Here is a 16,017-nt window from a genome sequence, read left to right as displayed (position 1 = left end):
ATTAATTTACATCTATCGAGGGTTTTATACATAAATTTGTCGTTTCAAAGGTAGTAAATAAGAAGAGATGATTTTCTTATCAATCTTCACGTCTTCAATTGACTGAACAAATACCGTTGTTTCAAAAAATTCGGTGAAGATAACCAGTCGATTTACGTCCATGAGCCTTAACTATTTGTATTGAATGGTTTTGTTGAACTCCTCAAATATGACTCACCGACAGGCCTTTACAAAACTTTACGAATGCAAAGAATGTAAATTTAATGCAAATGGTAATAGTTATCACTTATATTCACTCCCGAAATAATTCAGTGGTACCGGCAACGGTTCAGCGAACACATCGAATAAATAACAAAGTGTTCGTCTAAAAGAATAAAAGCGGAGTAAAGGACATGTTTTCAAAGAGCCCATTAGCTTTAGTGATCGGCGCAGTATTAGCTTCACCAGCAGTATTGGCAGAAACAGTAAAAACAGACGAGCATATGGTTGTTGAAGGTCGTGACTACGGTTATAAAGCCGACACGAACACAACAGCAATGCGCATGGAGGCGACTCAATTAGAGACTCCGGGACAAGTTTTAGTAATCGATGAGCAAATCATCGATGAACAGCGTGCAACAACGCTTGGTGACGTGCTTAAGAATGACGCGAGTGTAAGTGCTGGCGGTACAAGCCGTAACCGTGAACGTTTCTCTCTACGTGGTTTCTCGGTAGAAAGCTCTTCGGGCTTCCTTAAAAATGGCCAGCAACATTGGTCTCACTACCGTCAACCAATCGAACTGCTAGAGCGTGTTGAAGTACTAAAAGGACCTTCTGGTCTTCTTTATGGTATTTCTGCACCAGGTGGTTTGATCAACATGGTAAGCAAAAAGCCAACTTACGATACGCAAGTAAGTGTTAGCCAAGATATTGGTTCTAATGACCATTCTCGTACAACGGTAGACGTAAGTGGCGCTTTGAACGACGCTGAAACTCTACGTGGTCGCGCGATTCTATCTAAAGAAAGCTACGGCTCTTGGAGAACTTATGGTGACGGAACTGAACCACAAACAGAACGTTTTGTTGGTGGTGTATTCGTTGATTACGATGTAACTGAAGACGTGACAGTTTCTGTTCATTACGACAAAACTAACGACGAAGGTAGCGTAGATTCTGGCGCTTTATACACGCTAGATGGCAACCGAGTAGGTAGCGACAAGCACATCTGGGATGCACAGTGGTCACAGATCGAGAATGATGTTGAGAACGTTGGTTTTGATATTGCTGCTAACCTGACTGATACATGGTCATTAAAAACAGGTTTCAACTACCAAGATTTCGAACGTATTGATATGGAAAGCTACCCAAGCTTTTCAAATATGAATCCTGATGGTACGGGCACCGTGACTCAAGGCGGTAACTACCGTCATGATAAATGGCGTTTCAGAACGGCTTACGTTGATCTAACAACAACCGCTGATCTTGCGGGCACAGAGCACCAACTATTATTCGGTGCTAACTGGTTAGGCTACAGCTATTACCGTGGTATGGATCGCTTCAGCAGCGCTGAATACGCACCAGATGCAACAGTACCAGCGCCGTCAGTGGGTCCAACATCGCTAGGTAAGATGAGTACTTACGATACTTGGGGCTTCTACATCCAAGATTTGATTACTATTAATGATGAATGGCAAGTTCTTGCGGGTGCTCGTTTCGACCGTAAAGTAAGTGATGGCGTAGCAGAAGAAAATGTAGCGCCTAAGCTTGGCCTGATTTACCACCCAGCATCAAACGGTAGTATCTACGCTTCTTACTCTGAAAGTTTCGAACCACAAGGTGTTGTCTCTAGCGGTAGCCGTAACTACACCAACGATGGCGAACTTCTTGATGCCGCGACGGGTGTTTCTTACGAAGTCGGTACTAAGTGGGAGCTGATGGACGAACGTCTATTCGTTTCTGGTGCGGTATTTGATATTACCCAAGAAAACATCTCAATGGATGTAGAAGACACTTCATCAGGCGATTGGACGAAGACACAAGGTGGCGAACAAGTTCACCGTGGCGCTGAGTTAGCAGCGCAAGGCTTTATCTCAGAAAAATTCTCTATGTCTGGTTCTGCAATGTACTTAGATGCTGAAATCACGAACCATGAAACATATGAAGGTAACCGTCCAGTAGACGTACCTGAGTTTGCAGCAAGCGTTTGGTCTACCTATGCAGCAACAAACGAAGTTGATGTGAACCTGGGTCTTATCTACGAAGGTTCTCGTTACGGCGATAGCGCGAACACATTCAAGAAAGACGGCTACGCACGTGTCGATATGGGTGCAGCATACACGCTTAAGTACGACGATTCTCTTGATTTCGTAGCGCGTCTAACAGTCGAGAACGTATTTGATAAAGAATACCTAGCGGGTGGCGGTTCAACATCTTCAAACCACCAATTTGCTGAAGACGTAGTAATCGGCGAAGGCCGTAACTACATGGCGACTTTACAGGTAAAATACTAATTTGTTAGTAGGGTACTATTGTTAGCCTAAATACTAAGGGGAAAGTTTCGGCTTTCTCCTTTCGTGATTCTGCTATTCAGTAAAATATCCCTAGTAATGCGAGTGACTTTTAATGATAATGAGAGTGCTTATCAATAATAGTATTTATCAATAAAATGTATTTGACCTTCTTCTATAGTAAATGACTACAATTATGAATCTTTTAAAAACTAGCCTAGCGCTTGCCATCAGTTTGGTTGCAACGTCTTCTATGGCAAACAGCTTGGATCAAGCTCAATCAATTCAAAACAAGACCAATAACGCGTCGGCTTCGAGCCAGAAGGTTATTGATAAAAGCTCACAAGCGACTTTAATGCTGCAAGCTGAGATTGAGCGTCTGCAAGAAGAAGTTAAAAACCTAGAAATCTATCACGATCACCTTGCTGCATTAGTTGAGAGCCAAAACCAAGAAGCTCAAAGCATTGAAGAGCAGATCGAAGAAATCAAATACACACGCCAAGGTGTTGTGCCATTGATGTATCAAATGATCGATGGTCTTGAACAGTTGGTAGAGAAAGACGTGCCGATTAAGAAAGAACAGCGTCTAGAAAGAGTAGAAAAGCTACAAGCAATGATGACTCGTGCTGATGTGAGTGATGCTGAGAAGTATCGTCGTATCCTGGAAGCTTACCAAATCGAGATGGACTACGGCATCAAGCTCGGTGCTTACCAAGGCCGCGTTGCATTGAGCAACGACAGAACGATTGAAGCTGACGTGTTGCACCTAGGTCGTATCTCTTTGGTGGCTCGTAACCTAAATGGCAGCCAATATTGGTCTTGGAATCAAACACAAAATCAGTGGCAAGAGCTAGATTCTTCAATGAAATCTGAGCTAGATAAAGCTTACGACATTGCAAGCCAACAAGCGGCGCCAAGCCTAATTACTTTACCTGTTTCTTTAACTGTTGCGGAGGTTAAGTAATGAACTTAAAGCCATTAGCAGCATTGCTTTGCATTACATCACTTTCATTTTCAGCTTTCTCTGCATCAGATACGACGGCTCAGCTAGTTAATAAAGCAAAATCAGAGAGTCGAACTCAAGCTTCTCACAACGTAGTGCGTGAAGCTGATTTCAAAAAGACAGAACAAGAACTGAAAGCGATCAAAGCTCAGCTTGAAGCGAAGCGTACGTCTATCCAAGGTGCGACAGATGTTCTGACTCAAACGTTCAGTGATAACGAAAACAAGCTTGCTCGCTTAGAAGAGAAGCTGCGTTTAGAAACCGGTAGCTTAGGCGAGCTGTTCGGTGTCGTTCGTCAAAACGCAAAAGAACTCGGCGCAGAGCTTAGCTCAACCGTGAATAGTGTTGATCGTGCTGAACACACTGCAACTGTTGATCAAATCATTGATGCTAAATCACTGCCTTCAATGCCACAGCTGACCGGTTTGTGGATGAGCATGGTTGAACAGATCCAAGCGAGTTCTGAGCTTAGCAAATCTCAAATTGCATTCATTAATGGTGAAGGCAATACAAACAAGGTTGACGCTTACCGACTAGGTTCGATTGGTCTTGTGACAGAGCAAGGCTATGTTAGCTGGAACACTCAGCGTGAAGATGCGATCGCTTACCTTAAGCAACCACAAAATGGTCCAACGTTAGCGTCACTTTCTTCGTTAGCGAATGGTGAAGTATCTAACGTGGTTGTCGATCCTTCTCGCGGGTTTATGCTAGAGCAATTAGCACTTACGCCAAGTTTAACTGACCGTCTACAAGCGGGTGGTGTGGTTGGTAAAGTGATTCTTGGCCTACTAGCTATTGGTCTAATCATCGCATTAGTTCGTGGTGTCTCTCTTGCTATCGCACGCCAGAAAATTCGCGCGCAACTTAAGAACCCTGAGCAAGCGGGTGATAACCCACTAGGTCGTGTTCTTGCGATGTACAACAAGGAACAAAACCAAACGGTTGAAGCGTTAGAGTTGCGACTTTTAGAAGCGGTAGTTGATGAGCAGACTCACCTAGAGAAAGGTCTATCGATGCTTAAGCTATTGGCGGCACTAGCACCAATGTTGGGCCTTTTAGGTACAGTAACCGGCATGATCGAAACATTCCAAGTGATCACTCAGTTTGGTAATGGCGACCCTAAAGTTATGGCGGGTGGTATCTCGATGGCGCTTGTAACTACGGTACTTGGTCTGGTTGCGGCAATGCCTCTTCTACTGGCACACAACATTCTTAGCACTCAAGCAGAAAACATTCGCAATATTCTTGAGAAGCAAGGTATTGGTCTTGTTGCTGAGCAGGCTGAAAAGACCTTTGAATCAAACGCTGTTGTTTCACCAGTTGGGACTGCTGCGTAATGGATATTTTGTCGGGTTCTCTATTACCAGCGAGTTGGTTAACGAGTGACTGGCTGCTGTCTTTATCAAGCTTTATGGAGCAGGGCGGTTTCGTCCTGTGGTGGCTAGCGGCTGTCGTCCTAGTGTATTGGGTGCTTGTGGTAGAACGTGTGCTTTATCTTGCGTTCTACTTTCCTAAGCAACGCCAAGCTTGGATAGCGAAATGGCATGAAAGAGAAGATCACTCTTCTTGGCATGCCAAAGCCATTCGTGAAGGTTGGTTAGGGCAAGCGAGTATCTTGCTTAACCAAAACTTGAATTTTATTAAGCTGTTAGTCGCTATTTGCCCGATGTTGGGCTTGCTAGGCACTGTAACCGGTATGATCTCTGTTTTTGATGTTATGGCGACACAAGGCAGCAGTGACCCTAAATTGATGGCTTCAGGTATCTCGTTAGCAACACTGCCAACCATGGCAGGCATGGTTGCAGCGTTAGCGGGCATGTTCGTTCACGCTCGCTTAGCGAAAGTATGTAACCGCTTAGAATTGAAATTAGAAAAATCTTTAAGGAGTCAACGATGAGACTCGGTCGACGTCATTCTAAAAACGAAGAGGCTCAAATAGACCTTACTTCGATGCTTGATATTGTCTTTATCATGCTTATTTTCTTTATTGTGACCAGTTCATTTGTTCGTGAGTCAGGGGTGGAAGTCAATCGCCCACAAGCTTCTAACGTAGTAAGCCAAAAGGATGCAGGCATCTTTGTTGCGATTACTTCTGCAAACGACATTTTCATCGACAAGCGTGTCGTAGATGTTGAACGTGTCCAAGCGACGTTAGAGCACTTGTTGCTAGAACAACCTGATGCTTCTTTGGTTATTCAAGCGGATGAACACGCTTACAACGGTACTGTTGTTAAAGTGATGGATGCCGCGAAAGGTGCAGGTGTTAAAAACATTGCGCTTGCTGCTGATAAGCGATGATCTTGGAGGATCTTCATAAATGATTCGCCTATTTCTTGCTTTACCGCTAGCGGGCGCGTTGGGCTTAGCGCTGTTTTCTTTCATGGCTTGGATGGTCGATAATGGCCACCAACGTTCACCAGACGATAGCGAGACGTTAATTTTCAACATGGTAATGGTGGAACAAGAACAAGAAGTTCAAAGAAGACAACGCGCAGTCCCTGAAAAACCAGAAATGCCAGAGCCGCCACCGGAAGCGCAAACGTCTCAGTCACAAGCTGAAGTTACGCCTCTGAATTCGATGTCTTCTTTGCCTTCATTGGATTTGAACACATCCATTGATGGCTTAGCGATTAACGCACCGACATTCTCTGATTTTGGGTCAAACCAACAAGCAATGCCTTTGTATCGAGTAGAGCCTCGTTATCCAGCGAAAGCGCTTAAGCGTGGAGCTGAAGGCCATGTGATTATGTCTTTTACTATCGATGAAACGGGACGTCCAATTGACATTCAAGTCACTGACGCAAACCCACGTCGTATGTTTGAACGTGAAGCGATGAGAGCACTTAAAAAATGGAAATATCAACCGAAAGTCGTCGATGGAAAAGCGATAGCTCAGGTTGGTCAAACCGTGAAACTAGAGTTTAAGTTGGCAAAATGATGAAACATATATGGATATTAGTGGGCTTGTTGTTAATGCCCCTTACAACACAGGCACAAGAGCTAACCCAATATACTGCTATTCGTGTTCAAAAGGCGCATAAGCTTGCTCAAGATGAACAGGTTAAACAGGCCATTGACGTACTAGCAGGTTTAGAGCTTTCTAAGGGCTACGACAAAGCGTACGTAGCTCGTATGCTAGGTGTTTTTTACTGGCAAGATGGCAAAACCGATAAGGCGATTAAGCAGCTTACATACGCCGTCGATACCAATTTGCTGGTGGATGAACAAGCTTGGATAACGAAGCGTATGCTTGCGGATCTGTTATTAAACGATCAACAGTTCAAAAACGCGCTTCCACATTACTACGAGTTAGTAAAAACAGCGCCAGAGGCAGAAAAGAAAGACGTGCTTTGGATGCGAATTGCACAAGCGGAATACCAAATCGAAAACTGGTCAAAAGTACTGGTTGCTATTGGTAATCGCGACAAGTTCAATGCGAAATCAGAACTGTCGCCTCTTTCGCTAAAATTGGGTGCACAACTACAGTTAAAGCAATGGAAGCAATCTATTCCAACACTGGAAAGCCTGATTGAACTTCAGCCAGAAAAAGACAACTGGTGGCGTCAACTTGTGGGTATTCAGTTAAGACTAGAGCGTAACCGCGATGCATTGAACACACTAGCGTTGGCTGATCTACAAGGTGTTGAGCTGAAGAACTCAGATCGCCGCTTGTTAGCGCAGCTTTACGCGAAACGTGGTATTCCAGAGCGTGCAGCACAAGAGATCGCTAAGTTAGATGATGCGAACAGCGATGTTCAACTCCTGGCTGAGCAAGCAACCTACTGGCAGTTAGCGAAAGAGTGGGACAGTGCTATTGAAGTATGGACGTTAGCGTCTAAAAAGGACACGCAATATCATTGGAATGTGGCTCAATTACTGGTTCAGCAAGGTTACTACGATCGTGCTCTGGTTGTTTTGGATAAAGTGAAAGACAAGAACAAGCAAGCTGATGTTGCTTTAGCGAAAGTACGTTCATGGTACAAGCTAAAGAATCTTGATAATGCTCTTGCTCAAGCGAAACGTGCGAACAACATTGAGCCTTCTTCTGAGGCAAAAGGTTGGATTAAATATCTGACTCAGCTAAGAACAGTGAGTGATAACGGCAACGTCTAACCTCTGATAGCAATACAGAAGACAAGAGAAAGTAATATAGAGAAAAGGGTGTCATTTGATGGTTCAAATGACACCCTTTTTAATTTTGGCGGTTAAAGCTTTTTGAACTTTATCGTTCCAATGCGGCAGTTAAGGCTCGCACATCGTGCCGCTGGACGTAGCACTTTGAATCACGCCGCTGGTATCAGCAACCCAATTAATGGTGCAGTCACGATAAGGGTTTTTGAATGCGTGTACTGTATAACCATTGTCTAACGGTTTCTTGGTTTCAATCCAAGCATAGTTTCGAGACGCCCAAAAACTGATAGGGCGTGACCGTTCGGTGAGATAACGTTCTTGTACATCGGTTATGTCTGAACCGATGTATTCTTGAATATGTTCTTCCGTGCTGATTATTTGGCTAGTGCACGCCGTCACTAGCGCAGCAAAAGCCAAAACAAAAATACGCATTTCAAATCCTTTTAAGCTTCATTAGCTATCATCAAACCAGTGATCAAATAGTCCCAACTTTCTATCCTTAAAGCTACGACTGTTACCTTAAACCCATCTCAATCAAGCATGTTGAGATTGAGCTTTTTTGAGCTTTGACCCTGTTATCAATAACCTCTAATAAAACGAATCAAATCCCTTTAGTACACGTTAGCAAGAATATGCATACAGTTCGATTACTTCCCATGTAATGTTATGTAAATTTTCTTACGCCGCTCGGCAAACGTAAACAATGTAAATTGAATGCCAATACGAATGATTATCAACTAAATTGTCGCCATAAAATTTATAGGTATTGGTTTGTATGTCGTTAAAAAGTAGGGCGGTTCAGTCATGGTCTCGTCGACTTCATGTTTATATTTCTATGGCTCTTCTGTTCGTGGTTCTTTTCTTCTCAGTGACAGGTATAACCCTTAACCGACCTGAGTTATTTGAATCAAGCCAACCCAATATCCAACGCTCTACGCTAACGCTTCCTACTAGTTTATTTACGATCCAAGACGGCCGTTTAAAAGCTGACGAGACAGCCTTTGAAACGTTTCTGTTTGAAGAAGCTAACCTCTCCGGCGTTCCTTCAGGTTTGGACATCTACGCAGAGATCGAAGACGGTGAGTTGCTCATCGGTGAAGTGTCTATGGACTTCAAAGGACCGGGCTACAACGCTTCCGTGTTTGTTGACGTTACGTCTGAATTTGTAGAAGTCGAAACCACGAATTACGGCGTTATCGCATTGTTGAACGATCTGCATAAAGGTCGTAACAGCGGTGAAGTATGGAAATGGTTTATCGATATCACTGCGCTACTGATGATCTTCTTTGTGCTTACTGGCGTGTGCTTACTGTTACCTAAGAAAAAAACACTCAATACCTCCATTAAATGGACGGTGTTTGGGTCTGCAATCTCACTTGCTATCTATTTTGTCGCCGTACCTTAACCCTTAATTAGCTTGATGAAGTGGGTTGATGAATCAGCTTGAAGAACGAATTAAAGGTTAAACGGATTTAAAAGGTTGTTAAACATGAAAAAAATGAACTGGAGCAAGGCGCTTCTTGCTTTATCTCTTTTGCCAAGCCTAGGTATGGCACAAGCGATTCCTGATACGGCAAAACTTGATGTGAGCTTCGAGCTTCCAAAGATTGATACCTCTATGTATGCGCGTCCCTATGTGGCGGTGTGGGTAGAGAACAGCGAACGAAAGTCAGTGAAAACCATTGAACTTTGGGTCGGTAAAGATGAATGGCTGAAAGATCTACGCAGCTGGTGGAGAAAGGTTGGCCGTTACGATCGTGTTCTTGTTGACGCTGTGACATCCGCAACGCGTCCAGCTGGCAAGTACCGTTTCGCTTGGGATGGTAAGAGTGATGATGGCCAAGCACTAGAACAAGGCGAGTACACGGTTCATATCGAAGTGGTTCGTGAACATGGTGGCCGTAACTACCTTCGCCAAAAAGTATCACTCACAGATTCAAACGTATCTTACGAATTAAAAGCAACGGAAGAGACGGGTGAAATCACCCTGAACTACATCGCTAAATAGTAAGTGCGAACAGTAAAACCAAGCTGAACAGAATAGACAGTCGTCATCGTAGGCTCAGATAGAGCGACACGGCTAACAATTATAAATAATGGAATTGAACATGATGAAACAGACAAAAATCAAAGCACTTGCTCTAGCGGGTGTGATGGCATTCGGCCTAGCAGCAACGACAACGGCACAAGCTCACCCACGTTGGATTTTGCCATCTCACTTCACTGTATCTAAAGAAGGTGGTGATTGGCTAACGTTCGACGTTACTGCGTCTCATGGTACGTTTGTTTTTGATAAGCCTGCTGGTAGCGAAAATGCTCATGTCATCATGCCTGATGGTCGCAGCGAGCGTCCTAACTTTGTTATTCGCGGGAAGCGTCGTTCAATCTTCGATTTCTATTTTGAAGAAGAAGGTACGCACAAAGTTGCGATTAACAACGAGCCTTCTTACTACACGCAATACAAAGCTGGCCGTCGTGATACCGTGAAGTGGATTAAAGCGAACAAGGCTGAGCGTGACTCAGTTCTGCCTGAAAAATCACGTGACGTGGTAACGCAGATCAGCTTCACTCGTGCAGAAAGCTACATCACGGTAGGTAAGCCAACGGATTCAGTGTTCAAAATTGAAGGCAAGCTTCTAGAAATGAAGCCTGTGACACACCCTTCAGATATCGTTGAAGGCGAACCTGTGACATTCCAGTTCTTCTACAACGGTGAAATCCAGAAAGACGTGAAAGCGGAGATTACTCGTGAAGGTACGCTTTACCGCAACCACCAAGAGCAGATTGATGTGGTGAGTGATGAGAACGGTGAAATCACGTTTACTCCAGACGTAGCAGGTCGTTACGTAATGAAAGCGAACTACAAAGGTGAGTTGATTGACAACCCACTGGCAGACAAAGCAAGCGCGAACGTTCACCTAACGTTCGAAGCGCTGCTTCAATAGTCTGTGATATCGGGGCTAGATCCCTGATTAAGAATCAAAAAAACTTAAGGGCTCATTTGAGCCCTTTATCGCTCAGTTTACTTCTGAGAATTTGCACTGTGGCTAGGGTACGAACCATGACAATAAAAACAAAACTTAACGCTTTAATGACTCCTTGCTTAGCATTGGGACTTGGTTTCGCTGCATTACCTGCGCAAGCACACTTTCCACTGATGAGCTGCTGGTTTGAAGGTAAGACTGTTGCTTGTGAAGCGGGTTATTCGGATGGCAGCAAAGCGATTGATTACGCAGTTGAGATGTACGATTACGAAGACAACTTGATTGCAAAAGAGATGACAGATAAACGTTCTATCGTTGAATTCCCACATCCTGACACTGAGTTCTACCTTGTGTTCGATTCAGGTCATGAGTTTCCAGTTGAAGTTGATGTTGTAGAGATCAGTGAAAAATGATGATTCAAAGCGTACGTGCTGATACGGGCGGCAGAGAGGGCAAATGGGTAGGACTGATCATTGTGTTCATCCTTTGCTTTGCAACTGTCGCAATCCCATTTAATCAGGCTGAATCCCACGTTAAAGCAGTGCTTGATCATCAAATTCTAGTGACTGATGTTGAACAAGAAAACTTGGCGATGCTATCAGAGCTGCGTTTAGCGCATGAAGAAATCCGTGACCTGCGCATGGACTCAGATGGTGAATGGCCGAGTGTTGCATCACTTAAAGATGAATGGGTTGCCCCGTTTGTAGAAGATCAGAGTTGGAAGCGCAAAGGTTCTCATGCTTGGGTACTGGACGAGCGTGGTTATTACTTTTCTACTCCAAGTGAACAAGCTACGCCTACCGATCATGGTTTTGCGGATTCCTTTATTTTAAATGCGAACAGCGTTTCTCCTGAAATCTGGATCTTCTTGGGCGGTGTAGCGAAACAGCCCGCTACTTTTGACCAACACACGCTAGAGTCTACGGGTTGGAAAATGGTCGTGAACGAATCAGAAATTGAACAGCATCATGAAAGCGATGCTCACTAATAATAAGAGAATTACTATGCGAATTATGACTCTGTTCATGTCGTTATTAGCGGTGTTCATGGCACCCAATGCATTGGCAAAAGAATATAAGATCGACAGCAACAAGCTGACGATTGGTATCACGCTTCAACCTTACTACAGCTACGTAAAAGCAGTAGTAGGCGACAAAGTGAACATCCTTCCTTTGGTTGATGCCGGCTTTAATCCGCATAACTACTTGCCACAACCGAACGACTTGAAGAGATTGAGCCAGATGGACGCCATCGTGGTAAACGGTATTGGTCACGATGACTTCGCGCTTAAAGTGATTTCAGCCGCGCAACGTGATGACCTAGTCGTGATCGAAGCAAACAAAGAAGTGCCTCTACTTCCTGCTCTTGGTCAGTCTGTTGGTCAAGGTGCCGTTAACCCACATACCTTTGTTGGGCTTTCGACAACAATTCAAAAGGTTTACACCATCGCGAGTGAGGTCTCTAAGCTCGACCCTGACAACGCGGCTTTTTATCGTAAGAATGCACGTAAATACGCAAAGCAATTTCGCTTTATGAAGCGCGATGCGATGTTGTCATTAGGTGAGTTAGATACTTCAGGTATGAAGGTCGCGACTACACATAATGCTTATGGCTACATCCTTCAAGAGTTTGGTGTGGATGTTGCGGCAGTAATCGAGCCTGCACACGGTGTTGAACCAAGTGCTAGTCAACTGCAAGAGACGATCGAGAAGATCCGCGCATCAGGCATTGATGTTCTGTTTTACGAGTTAAACATGCCAAACCGTTTTGTTGACACAATTGAAGCGGAAACAGGCGTTCAGCTTTATCGTTTTTCTCACATGACGCACGGTGAATATGAAGACGATAAAGTCGAAGTTGAGATGAAGAAGAACCTAGAGACGTTAATCGAAGCCATGAAATTTGCGGCGGCGAACCAAGCTAAAAGCGGGAACGCATAATGTTAGGTCCATCAATCTCAATTAATAAACTCGGTCTGCAATACGATAACAACGTAATTCTTGATGATATCTCGCTCGAACTTAAGGCGGGCGAGTGCCATGTAATCATGGGGCCAAACGGCGGTGGTAAAACCTCTCTGCTACGCTCTGTTCTTGGTTTGACGCCTTTCTCTGGGCAAATCAATATTCATTGGCCAGAAAAGCCAAGTATCGGTTATGTTCCACAAAAAGCGACCTTCGAATCGAGCTTGCCTTTGACGGTCATGGATTTCGTGTTGCTTAACCAAACTCGAATTCCGCTATTTTGGCGTCGTAAGTCTAAGCAATTGGATCTTGCACTCGCGCAATTGGATCGAGTGGGTATGGCGACACGTAGCGATCGCCGTATGGGACAGTTGTCGGGTGGTGAGCAGCAACGTGTGTTGTTTGCTCAAGCGCTATTGGATAACCCAAGTCTATTGGTGTTGGATGAACCAACGACCGGTATGGATGAACAGGGCGTTCGTTATCTTGAATCGCTGATTCGTGAATGTGTTGACGAGGGTCGCACGATCCTTGCGGTTCACCACGATGTAACCGCAGTACGTCGCCTTGAAGCCAATGTACATGTTGTGAATCGATTCTTGGTTGATAGTGGTCCACACGAACAGGTACTACATCCAAGTAAGATTGAAAGCTTATTCCAGCATTACAGCAGTGGTGCTGCGATGAACAAACCGAAGGAGGTTGCGTAATGGATTGGCTACGACAACTTGCCGTAAGTGGTGTTGAAGCGGGTTGGTTATCTGGCAGCTTCATGTATGCGTTCATGGTCAATGCACTGGTTGCTGCATTGTTACTGGGCCCGTTACTAGGTGGCCTGGGTACTTTGGTGATTGCTAAGCGTTTGGCTTTCTTCTCAGAAGCCGTCGGCCATGCAGCGTTAACCGGTATCGCTATTGGTGTTTTGCTTGGCGAGCCACCAGAAAACCCAATTATTGGTCTGTTTAGCTTCTGTATGATCTTCGCGCTGCTTCTTCACTTTGTAAGAAACAGGACCAACGTTCCATACGATACCTTAGTGGGTGTTTTCCTTGCGCTAGCGTTGGCTGTGGGTGCGGCGTTACTGATGTATGTTGCTCGTAAGATCAATATCCACATGCTTGAAAACGTACTGTTTGGCTCGATTCTTACGGTAACAGACCAAGACTTAGCGATTCTCGCAGGTAGTTGCGCGATCATCATCTTGCTCTTGATACCGACATTCAACCGCATTCTCCTGACTTGTATCAGCCCTGATATAGCTAAGGTTCGTGGTTACAACACCAGCTTTTACGATTACTTGTTTGTCATGATGATCACCTTAGTGACAATTGCGGCCGTGAAGATCGTAGGTGCAGTTCTAGTGGGTGCGTTATTGTTGATTCCAGGTGCGACCGCTCGATTGTTAACTAAACGTATGGGGAGCTTTGTTCTCTTGTCGGCATTACTCGCAACCATCGCATGTTTGGTTGGAACCGTGTTGCCTATGGAACTCAAACTGCCAGTGCCATCGGGCGCTTCAATCATCATCGTTTCTGCAACGTTTTTCCTAGCAGCAACGCTATACCGAATTGTAAGAAAGGCGTAATCATGACTTGTTTAATGAATCGTATCGCTAGCTCAGTAAAAGCAACGGCTCAAGTGAGTGTACTTGGTAGTGTATTAATGGCTGGTTCTGTGATGTCACTGAACGTGAATGCAGAAGACATCCTAACCAGTACACCTGTGACTTATGCATTGGCGACAGAGCTAACCAAAGGCACGGACATTACGACCGAATATCTACCACCTAAGCGCTACGGTATTGACCGTCTGCCGAATTGGTTTGGTACCAAGGGTGCGAGTAAAGTGCTTCAATCGGGTGAAAAGGCGACCGTTGCGGTAACGTTGTCATCGATCTGGCAAGCCGACCCTACGTTTGTATACGCAAGACAAAGCAATATCCGTTTAGTTGAGGTTGATGCCGCTCAAGCGATTACACCGCGTGCACAAGGCGTTGCTGCGCTTACATTGTCGAATGGTGATGTGTCTAAATACGCATGGTTAAACCCGACCAACTTAACACGTATGGCGGCGATTGTGGCTGACGACTTTAAGTTGTTGTGGCCTGCGCAAGCTGAAACGATTGATAGCAACTTACAACGTGTGATGTTGGATGTTCGTGAACTGATCAACAAGCAGCAAGCAGTATTGCTCGACAATGACGTAGATTCAGTATTGTTGCTTTCAGAAAGTTTGGAAGATTTCGCTTCAGGTAGTCAACTGTTTGTTGAAGAGCGTATATTCAAAGCTGAACTGGAATGGACAGAGCAGGACAAAGCCAAGCTTAAAGAGATGTTTTCGGAAGATGATGCTCTATGGTTAGTTACAGCGAAAAAGCCAAGCAACTTGATTAAATCATTGGTACCGAATGAGCGTATCTTGGTAGTGGATTCTGTTGATCGTTGGGGCAGAGCGGGAATCAACGCAAAAGCACCGTTTGCCCGTTGGGAAGTGCAGCCATTCAAAGGCTAACCAGCGCGATTAAAAATGGTAGGATCAAAAAAGCAGCCCAATTTGAGGCTGCTTTTTTGTTCTTGTCTGTTGGCTCTGAAAAGAGTGTCAGACAAGAGGACTGCGAGTATAAACTTACTCTGCAGCTTTTGTCTCTTCAGCTTCAACAGTTGCTTCTACTGAACCTTCAGCTTGCTCTTGAGCTGCTTTCGCTTGTTCTTCAGCTTCCATTTTTGCACGGTCAGCTTTAGAGATGTAGCGAGGCTTGTTGCTACTATGCAGTTTAGAATTCGCCTGTTTCTGCTTCTTTTTTAGAATTTGATTGATTTTTTTCTTACGGTTCATTGCTGCATAGCCTTGTATTTAGTTTAGGCGGTGGAGGATAATCATTTTAGCTCTAGAACTCAATATTTACATGGTATTCAGCAAGGAAAATATCACTATGCAGTCAGTCGAGACCGAACGTTTAAGATTAAGAATGATCACACCTCAAGATGCGGCGTTTATTCAACGACTATACAGCTCAGAAGATTTCCTGCGTTACATTGGTGATAAGGAAATCAACAACACTGAAAAGGCTGTCGAGTACATTGAAAACAACATTCTTAAGATGCATGAAGAGAAGGGTGTCTGTTTGTTGATGGTTGAAATCAAAGAAACTTCAACGCCAATTGGTATCTGCGGATTAATAAAAAGAGACACCTTAGCGTCGCATGATATTGGCTACGGGTTTGCTCCTGAGTTTTATGGTCAAGGCTTTGCCCAAGAAGCCGCGGAGGCGATAATTGAACAAGCTAAGCAGAATGCTGATATCGATCATTTAGTTGCCATCACTACCTCTGATAACATTCGAAGTATCACACTACTGACTAAGTTAGGCTTTGTGTTCGAGCGAGTTGAAGATGTGATAAGCGAAAGCGTTAATCTCAACCTGTACGGTTTCTCATTAGGTAATTAAA

General features: G+C 44.4%; 19 protein-coding genes. 17 read left to right on the top strand and 2 right to left on the bottom strand.

The annotated features are described in order from the left end of the window. Positions 1–392 precede the first annotated feature (392 nt). From AB4623_RS17940 to AB4623_RS17910, 7 genes are all read left to right on the top strand, one after another. A complete protein-coding gene (locus tag AB4623_RS17940) occupies positions 393–2,489 on the top strand; it encodes a TonB-dependent siderophore receptor (RefSeq protein WP_372135587.1) in 2,097 nt (698 codons plus the stop codon). Positions 2,490–2,682: 193 nt separating this feature from the next. Then, positions 2,683–3,450: a DUF3450 domain-containing protein gene (locus AB4623_RS17935; protein WP_017062550.1), complete on the top strand. Its 768-nt coding sequence runs from the start codon at positions 2,683–2,685 to the stop codon at positions 3,448–3,450. After that, complete coding sequence (locus tag AB4623_RS17930; protein ID WP_372147077.1) at positions 3,450–4,826, top strand: MotA/TolQ/ExbB proton channel family protein; 1,377 nt, start codon at positions 3,450–3,452, stop codon at positions 4,824–4,826. The genes AB4623_RS17935 and AB4623_RS17930 overlap by 1 nt, the downstream gene beginning before the upstream one ends. Then, positions 4,826–5,386, top strand: a complete 561-nt coding sequence (locus AB4623_RS17925) for a MotA/TolQ/ExbB proton channel family protein (RefSeq protein ID WP_010429842.1) — start codon at positions 4,826–4,828, stop codon at positions 5,384–5,386. Before AB4623_RS17930 ends, AB4623_RS17925 begins: the two co-directional genes overlap by 1 nt. Next, entirely contained in the window at positions 5,383–5,787 is a 405-nt protein-coding gene (locus AB4623_RS17920) for a biopolymer transporter ExbD (RefSeq protein ID WP_004739212.1), read from the top strand. Before AB4623_RS17925 ends, AB4623_RS17920 begins: the two co-directional genes overlap by 4 nt. A gap of 19 nt (positions 5,788–5,806) precedes the next feature. Continuing rightward, positions 5,807–6,427: an energy transducer TonB gene (locus AB4623_RS17915; protein ID WP_102428350.1), complete on the top strand. Its 621-nt coding sequence runs from the start codon at positions 5,807–5,809 to the stop codon at positions 6,425–6,427. After that, positions 6,424–7,602: a lipopolysaccharide assembly protein LapB gene (locus AB4623_RS17910; protein WP_032547615.1), complete on the top strand. Its 1,179-nt coding sequence runs from the start codon at positions 6,424–6,426 to the stop codon at positions 7,600–7,602. Before AB4623_RS17915 ends, AB4623_RS17910 begins: the two co-directional genes overlap by 4 nt. 129 nt (positions 7,603–7,731) lie before the next feature. Here the strand turns inward: AB4623_RS17910 and AB4623_RS17905 are convergent, their stop codons facing one another. Beyond that, entirely contained in the window at positions 7,732–8,052 is a 321-nt protein-coding gene (locus tag AB4623_RS17905) for a hypothetical protein (RefSeq protein ID WP_017067850.1), read from the bottom strand. A gap of 343 nt (positions 8,053–8,395) precedes the next feature. On the opposite strand from AB4623_RS17905, the gene AB4623_RS17900 reads away from it, so the two are divergent. The 9 genes from AB4623_RS17900 (at position 8,396) to AB4623_RS17860 (ending at position 15,079) form a co-directional block, all read left to right on the top strand. Next, positions 8,396–9,025: a PepSY-associated TM helix domain-containing protein gene (locus AB4623_RS17900; protein WP_372099392.1), complete on the top strand. Its 630-nt coding sequence runs from the start codon at positions 8,396–8,398 to the stop codon at positions 9,023–9,025. Positions 9,026–9,109: 84 nt separating this feature from the next. Continuing rightward, complete coding sequence (locus AB4623_RS17895) at positions 9,110–9,628, top strand: DUF2271 domain-containing protein (protein WP_372110311.1); 519 nt, start codon at positions 9,110–9,112, stop codon at positions 9,626–9,628. A gap of 100 nt (positions 9,629–9,728) precedes the next feature. After that, entirely contained in the window at positions 9,729–10,565 is an 837-nt protein-coding gene (locus AB4623_RS17890; protein ID WP_102387602.1) for a DUF4198 domain-containing protein, read from the top strand. A gap of 116 nt (positions 10,566–10,681) precedes the next feature. Next, the gene (locus tag AB4623_RS17885) at positions 10,682–11,017 is read left to right on the top strand and encodes a hypothetical protein (RefSeq protein ID WP_017062543.1); all 336 of its coding nucleotides are present in this window, start codon (positions 10,682–10,684) and stop codon (positions 11,015–11,017) included. Then, complete coding sequence (locus AB4623_RS17880; RefSeq protein WP_372110309.1) at positions 11,014–11,592, top strand: DUF6162 family protein; 579 nt, start codon at positions 11,014–11,016, stop codon at positions 11,590–11,592. The genes AB4623_RS17885 and AB4623_RS17880 overlap by 4 nt, the downstream gene beginning before the upstream one ends. Before the next feature lie 16 nt (positions 11,593–11,608). Then, a complete protein-coding gene (locus AB4623_RS17875; protein WP_017062541.1) occupies positions 11,609–12,544 on the top strand; it encodes a metal ABC transporter solute-binding protein, Zn/Mn family in 936 nt (311 codons plus the stop codon). Then, positions 12,544–13,278: a metal ABC transporter ATP-binding protein gene (locus AB4623_RS17870; protein WP_372110307.1), complete on the top strand. Its 735-nt coding sequence runs from the start codon at positions 12,544–12,546 to the stop codon at positions 13,276–13,278. The genes AB4623_RS17875 and AB4623_RS17870 overlap by 1 nt, the downstream gene beginning before the upstream one ends. After that, the gene (locus AB4623_RS17865; protein ID WP_372097989.1) at positions 13,278–14,153 is read left to right on the top strand and encodes a metal ABC transporter permease; all 876 of its coding nucleotides are present in this window, start codon (positions 13,278–13,280) and stop codon (positions 14,151–14,153) included. Before AB4623_RS17870 ends, AB4623_RS17865 begins: the two co-directional genes overlap by 1 nt. A gap of 2 nt (positions 14,154–14,155) precedes the next feature. Beyond that, positions 14,156–15,079 (top strand): ABC transporter substrate-binding protein, encoded by a 924-nt coding sequence (locus tag AB4623_RS17860; protein ID WP_372110305.1) that lies wholly within the window; start codon positions 14,156–14,158, stop codon positions 15,077–15,079. Between the two features lie 114 nt (positions 15,080–15,193). On the opposite strand, the gene AB4623_RS17855 is transcribed toward AB4623_RS17860, so the two are convergent. After that, positions 15,194–15,403, bottom strand: coding sequence for a DUF2986 domain-containing protein (locus tag AB4623_RS17855; protein ID WP_017060973.1), 210 nt, complete (start codon positions 15,401–15,403; stop codon positions 15,194–15,196). A gap of 97 nt (positions 15,404–15,500) precedes the next feature. Here AB4623_RS17855 and AB4623_RS17850 point away from each other — a divergent pair, with 97 nt between their 5' ends. After that, on the top strand, positions 15,501–16,016 hold the full coding sequence (locus tag AB4623_RS17850) for a GNAT family N-acetyltransferase (protein ID WP_136978234.1): 516 nt from the start codon (positions 15,501–15,503) through the stop codon (positions 16,014–16,016). Position 16,017 lies beyond the last annotated feature (1 nt).

The sequence above is a fragment of the Vibrio sp. 10N.222.52.C12 genome (assembly GCF_041474215.1).
GTDB lineage: Bacteria > Pseudomonadota > Gammaproteobacteria > Enterobacterales > Vibrionaceae > Vibrio > Vibrio crassostreae_C.
This window is presented reverse-complemented; position numbering and strand designations above follow the sequence as displayed.

Excerpts from the sequence above, each read along its gene's own strand:
- AB4623_RS17940 (WP_372135587.1), top strand. The coding sequence starts at position 393 with ATGTTTTCAAAGAGCCCATTAGCTTTAGTGATCGGCGCAGTATTAGCT.
- AB4623_RS17935 (WP_017062550.1), top strand. The coding sequence starts at position 2,683 with ATGAATCTTTTAAAAACTAGCCTAGCGCTTGCCATCAGTTTGGTTGCA.
- AB4623_RS17930 (WP_372147077.1), top strand. The coding sequence starts at position 3,450 with ATGAACTTAAAGCCATTAGCAGCATTGCTTTGCATTACATCACTTTCA.
- AB4623_RS17925 (WP_010429842.1), top strand. The coding sequence starts at position 4,826 with ATGGATATTTTGTCGGGTTCTCTATTACCAGCGAGTTGGTTAACGAGT.
- AB4623_RS17920 (WP_004739212.1), top strand. The coding sequence starts at position 5,383 with ATGAGACTCGGTCGACGTCATTCTAAAAACGAAGAGGCTCAAATAGAC.
- AB4623_RS17915 (WP_102428350.1), top strand. The coding sequence starts at position 5,807 with ATGATTCGCCTATTTCTTGCTTTACCGCTAGCGGGCGCGTTGGGCTTA.
- AB4623_RS17910 (WP_032547615.1), top strand. The coding sequence starts at position 6,424 with ATGATGAAACATATATGGATATTAGTGGGCTTGTTGTTAATGCCCCTT.
- AB4623_RS17905 (WP_017067850.1), bottom strand. The coding sequence starts at position 8,052 with ATGCGTATTTTTGTTTTGGCTTTTGCTGCGCTAGTGACGGCGTGCACT.
- AB4623_RS17900 (WP_372099392.1), top strand. The coding sequence starts at position 8,396 with ATGTCGTTAAAAAGTAGGGCGGTTCAGTCATGGTCTCGTCGACTTCAT.
- AB4623_RS17895 (WP_372110311.1), top strand. The coding sequence starts at position 9,110 with ATGAAAAAAATGAACTGGAGCAAGGCGCTTCTTGCTTTATCTCTTTTG.
- AB4623_RS17890 (WP_102387602.1), top strand. The coding sequence starts at position 9,729 with ATGATGAAACAGACAAAAATCAAAGCACTTGCTCTAGCGGGTGTGATG.
- AB4623_RS17885 (WP_017062543.1), top strand. The coding sequence starts at position 10,682 with ATGACAATAAAAACAAAACTTAACGCTTTAATGACTCCTTGCTTAGCA.
- AB4623_RS17880 (WP_372110309.1), top strand. The coding sequence starts at position 11,014 with ATGATGATTCAAAGCGTACGTGCTGATACGGGCGGCAGAGAGGGCAAA.
- AB4623_RS17875 (WP_017062541.1), top strand. The coding sequence starts at position 11,609 with ATGCGAATTATGACTCTGTTCATGTCGTTATTAGCGGTGTTCATGGCA.
- AB4623_RS17870 (WP_372110307.1), top strand. The coding sequence starts at position 12,544 with ATGTTAGGTCCATCAATCTCAATTAATAAACTCGGTCTGCAATACGAT.
- AB4623_RS17865 (WP_372097989.1), top strand. The coding sequence starts at position 13,278 with ATGGATTGGCTACGACAACTTGCCGTAAGTGGTGTTGAAGCGGGTTGG.
- AB4623_RS17860 (WP_372110305.1), top strand. The coding sequence starts at position 14,156 with ATGACTTGTTTAATGAATCGTATCGCTAGCTCAGTAAAAGCAACGGCT.
- AB4623_RS17855 (WP_017060973.1), bottom strand. The coding sequence starts at position 15,403 with ATGAACCGTAAGAAAAAAATCAATCAAATTCTAAAAAAGAAGCAGAAA.
- AB4623_RS17850 (WP_136978234.1), top strand. The coding sequence starts at position 15,501 with ATGCAGTCAGTCGAGACCGAACGTTTAAGATTAAGAATGATCACACCT.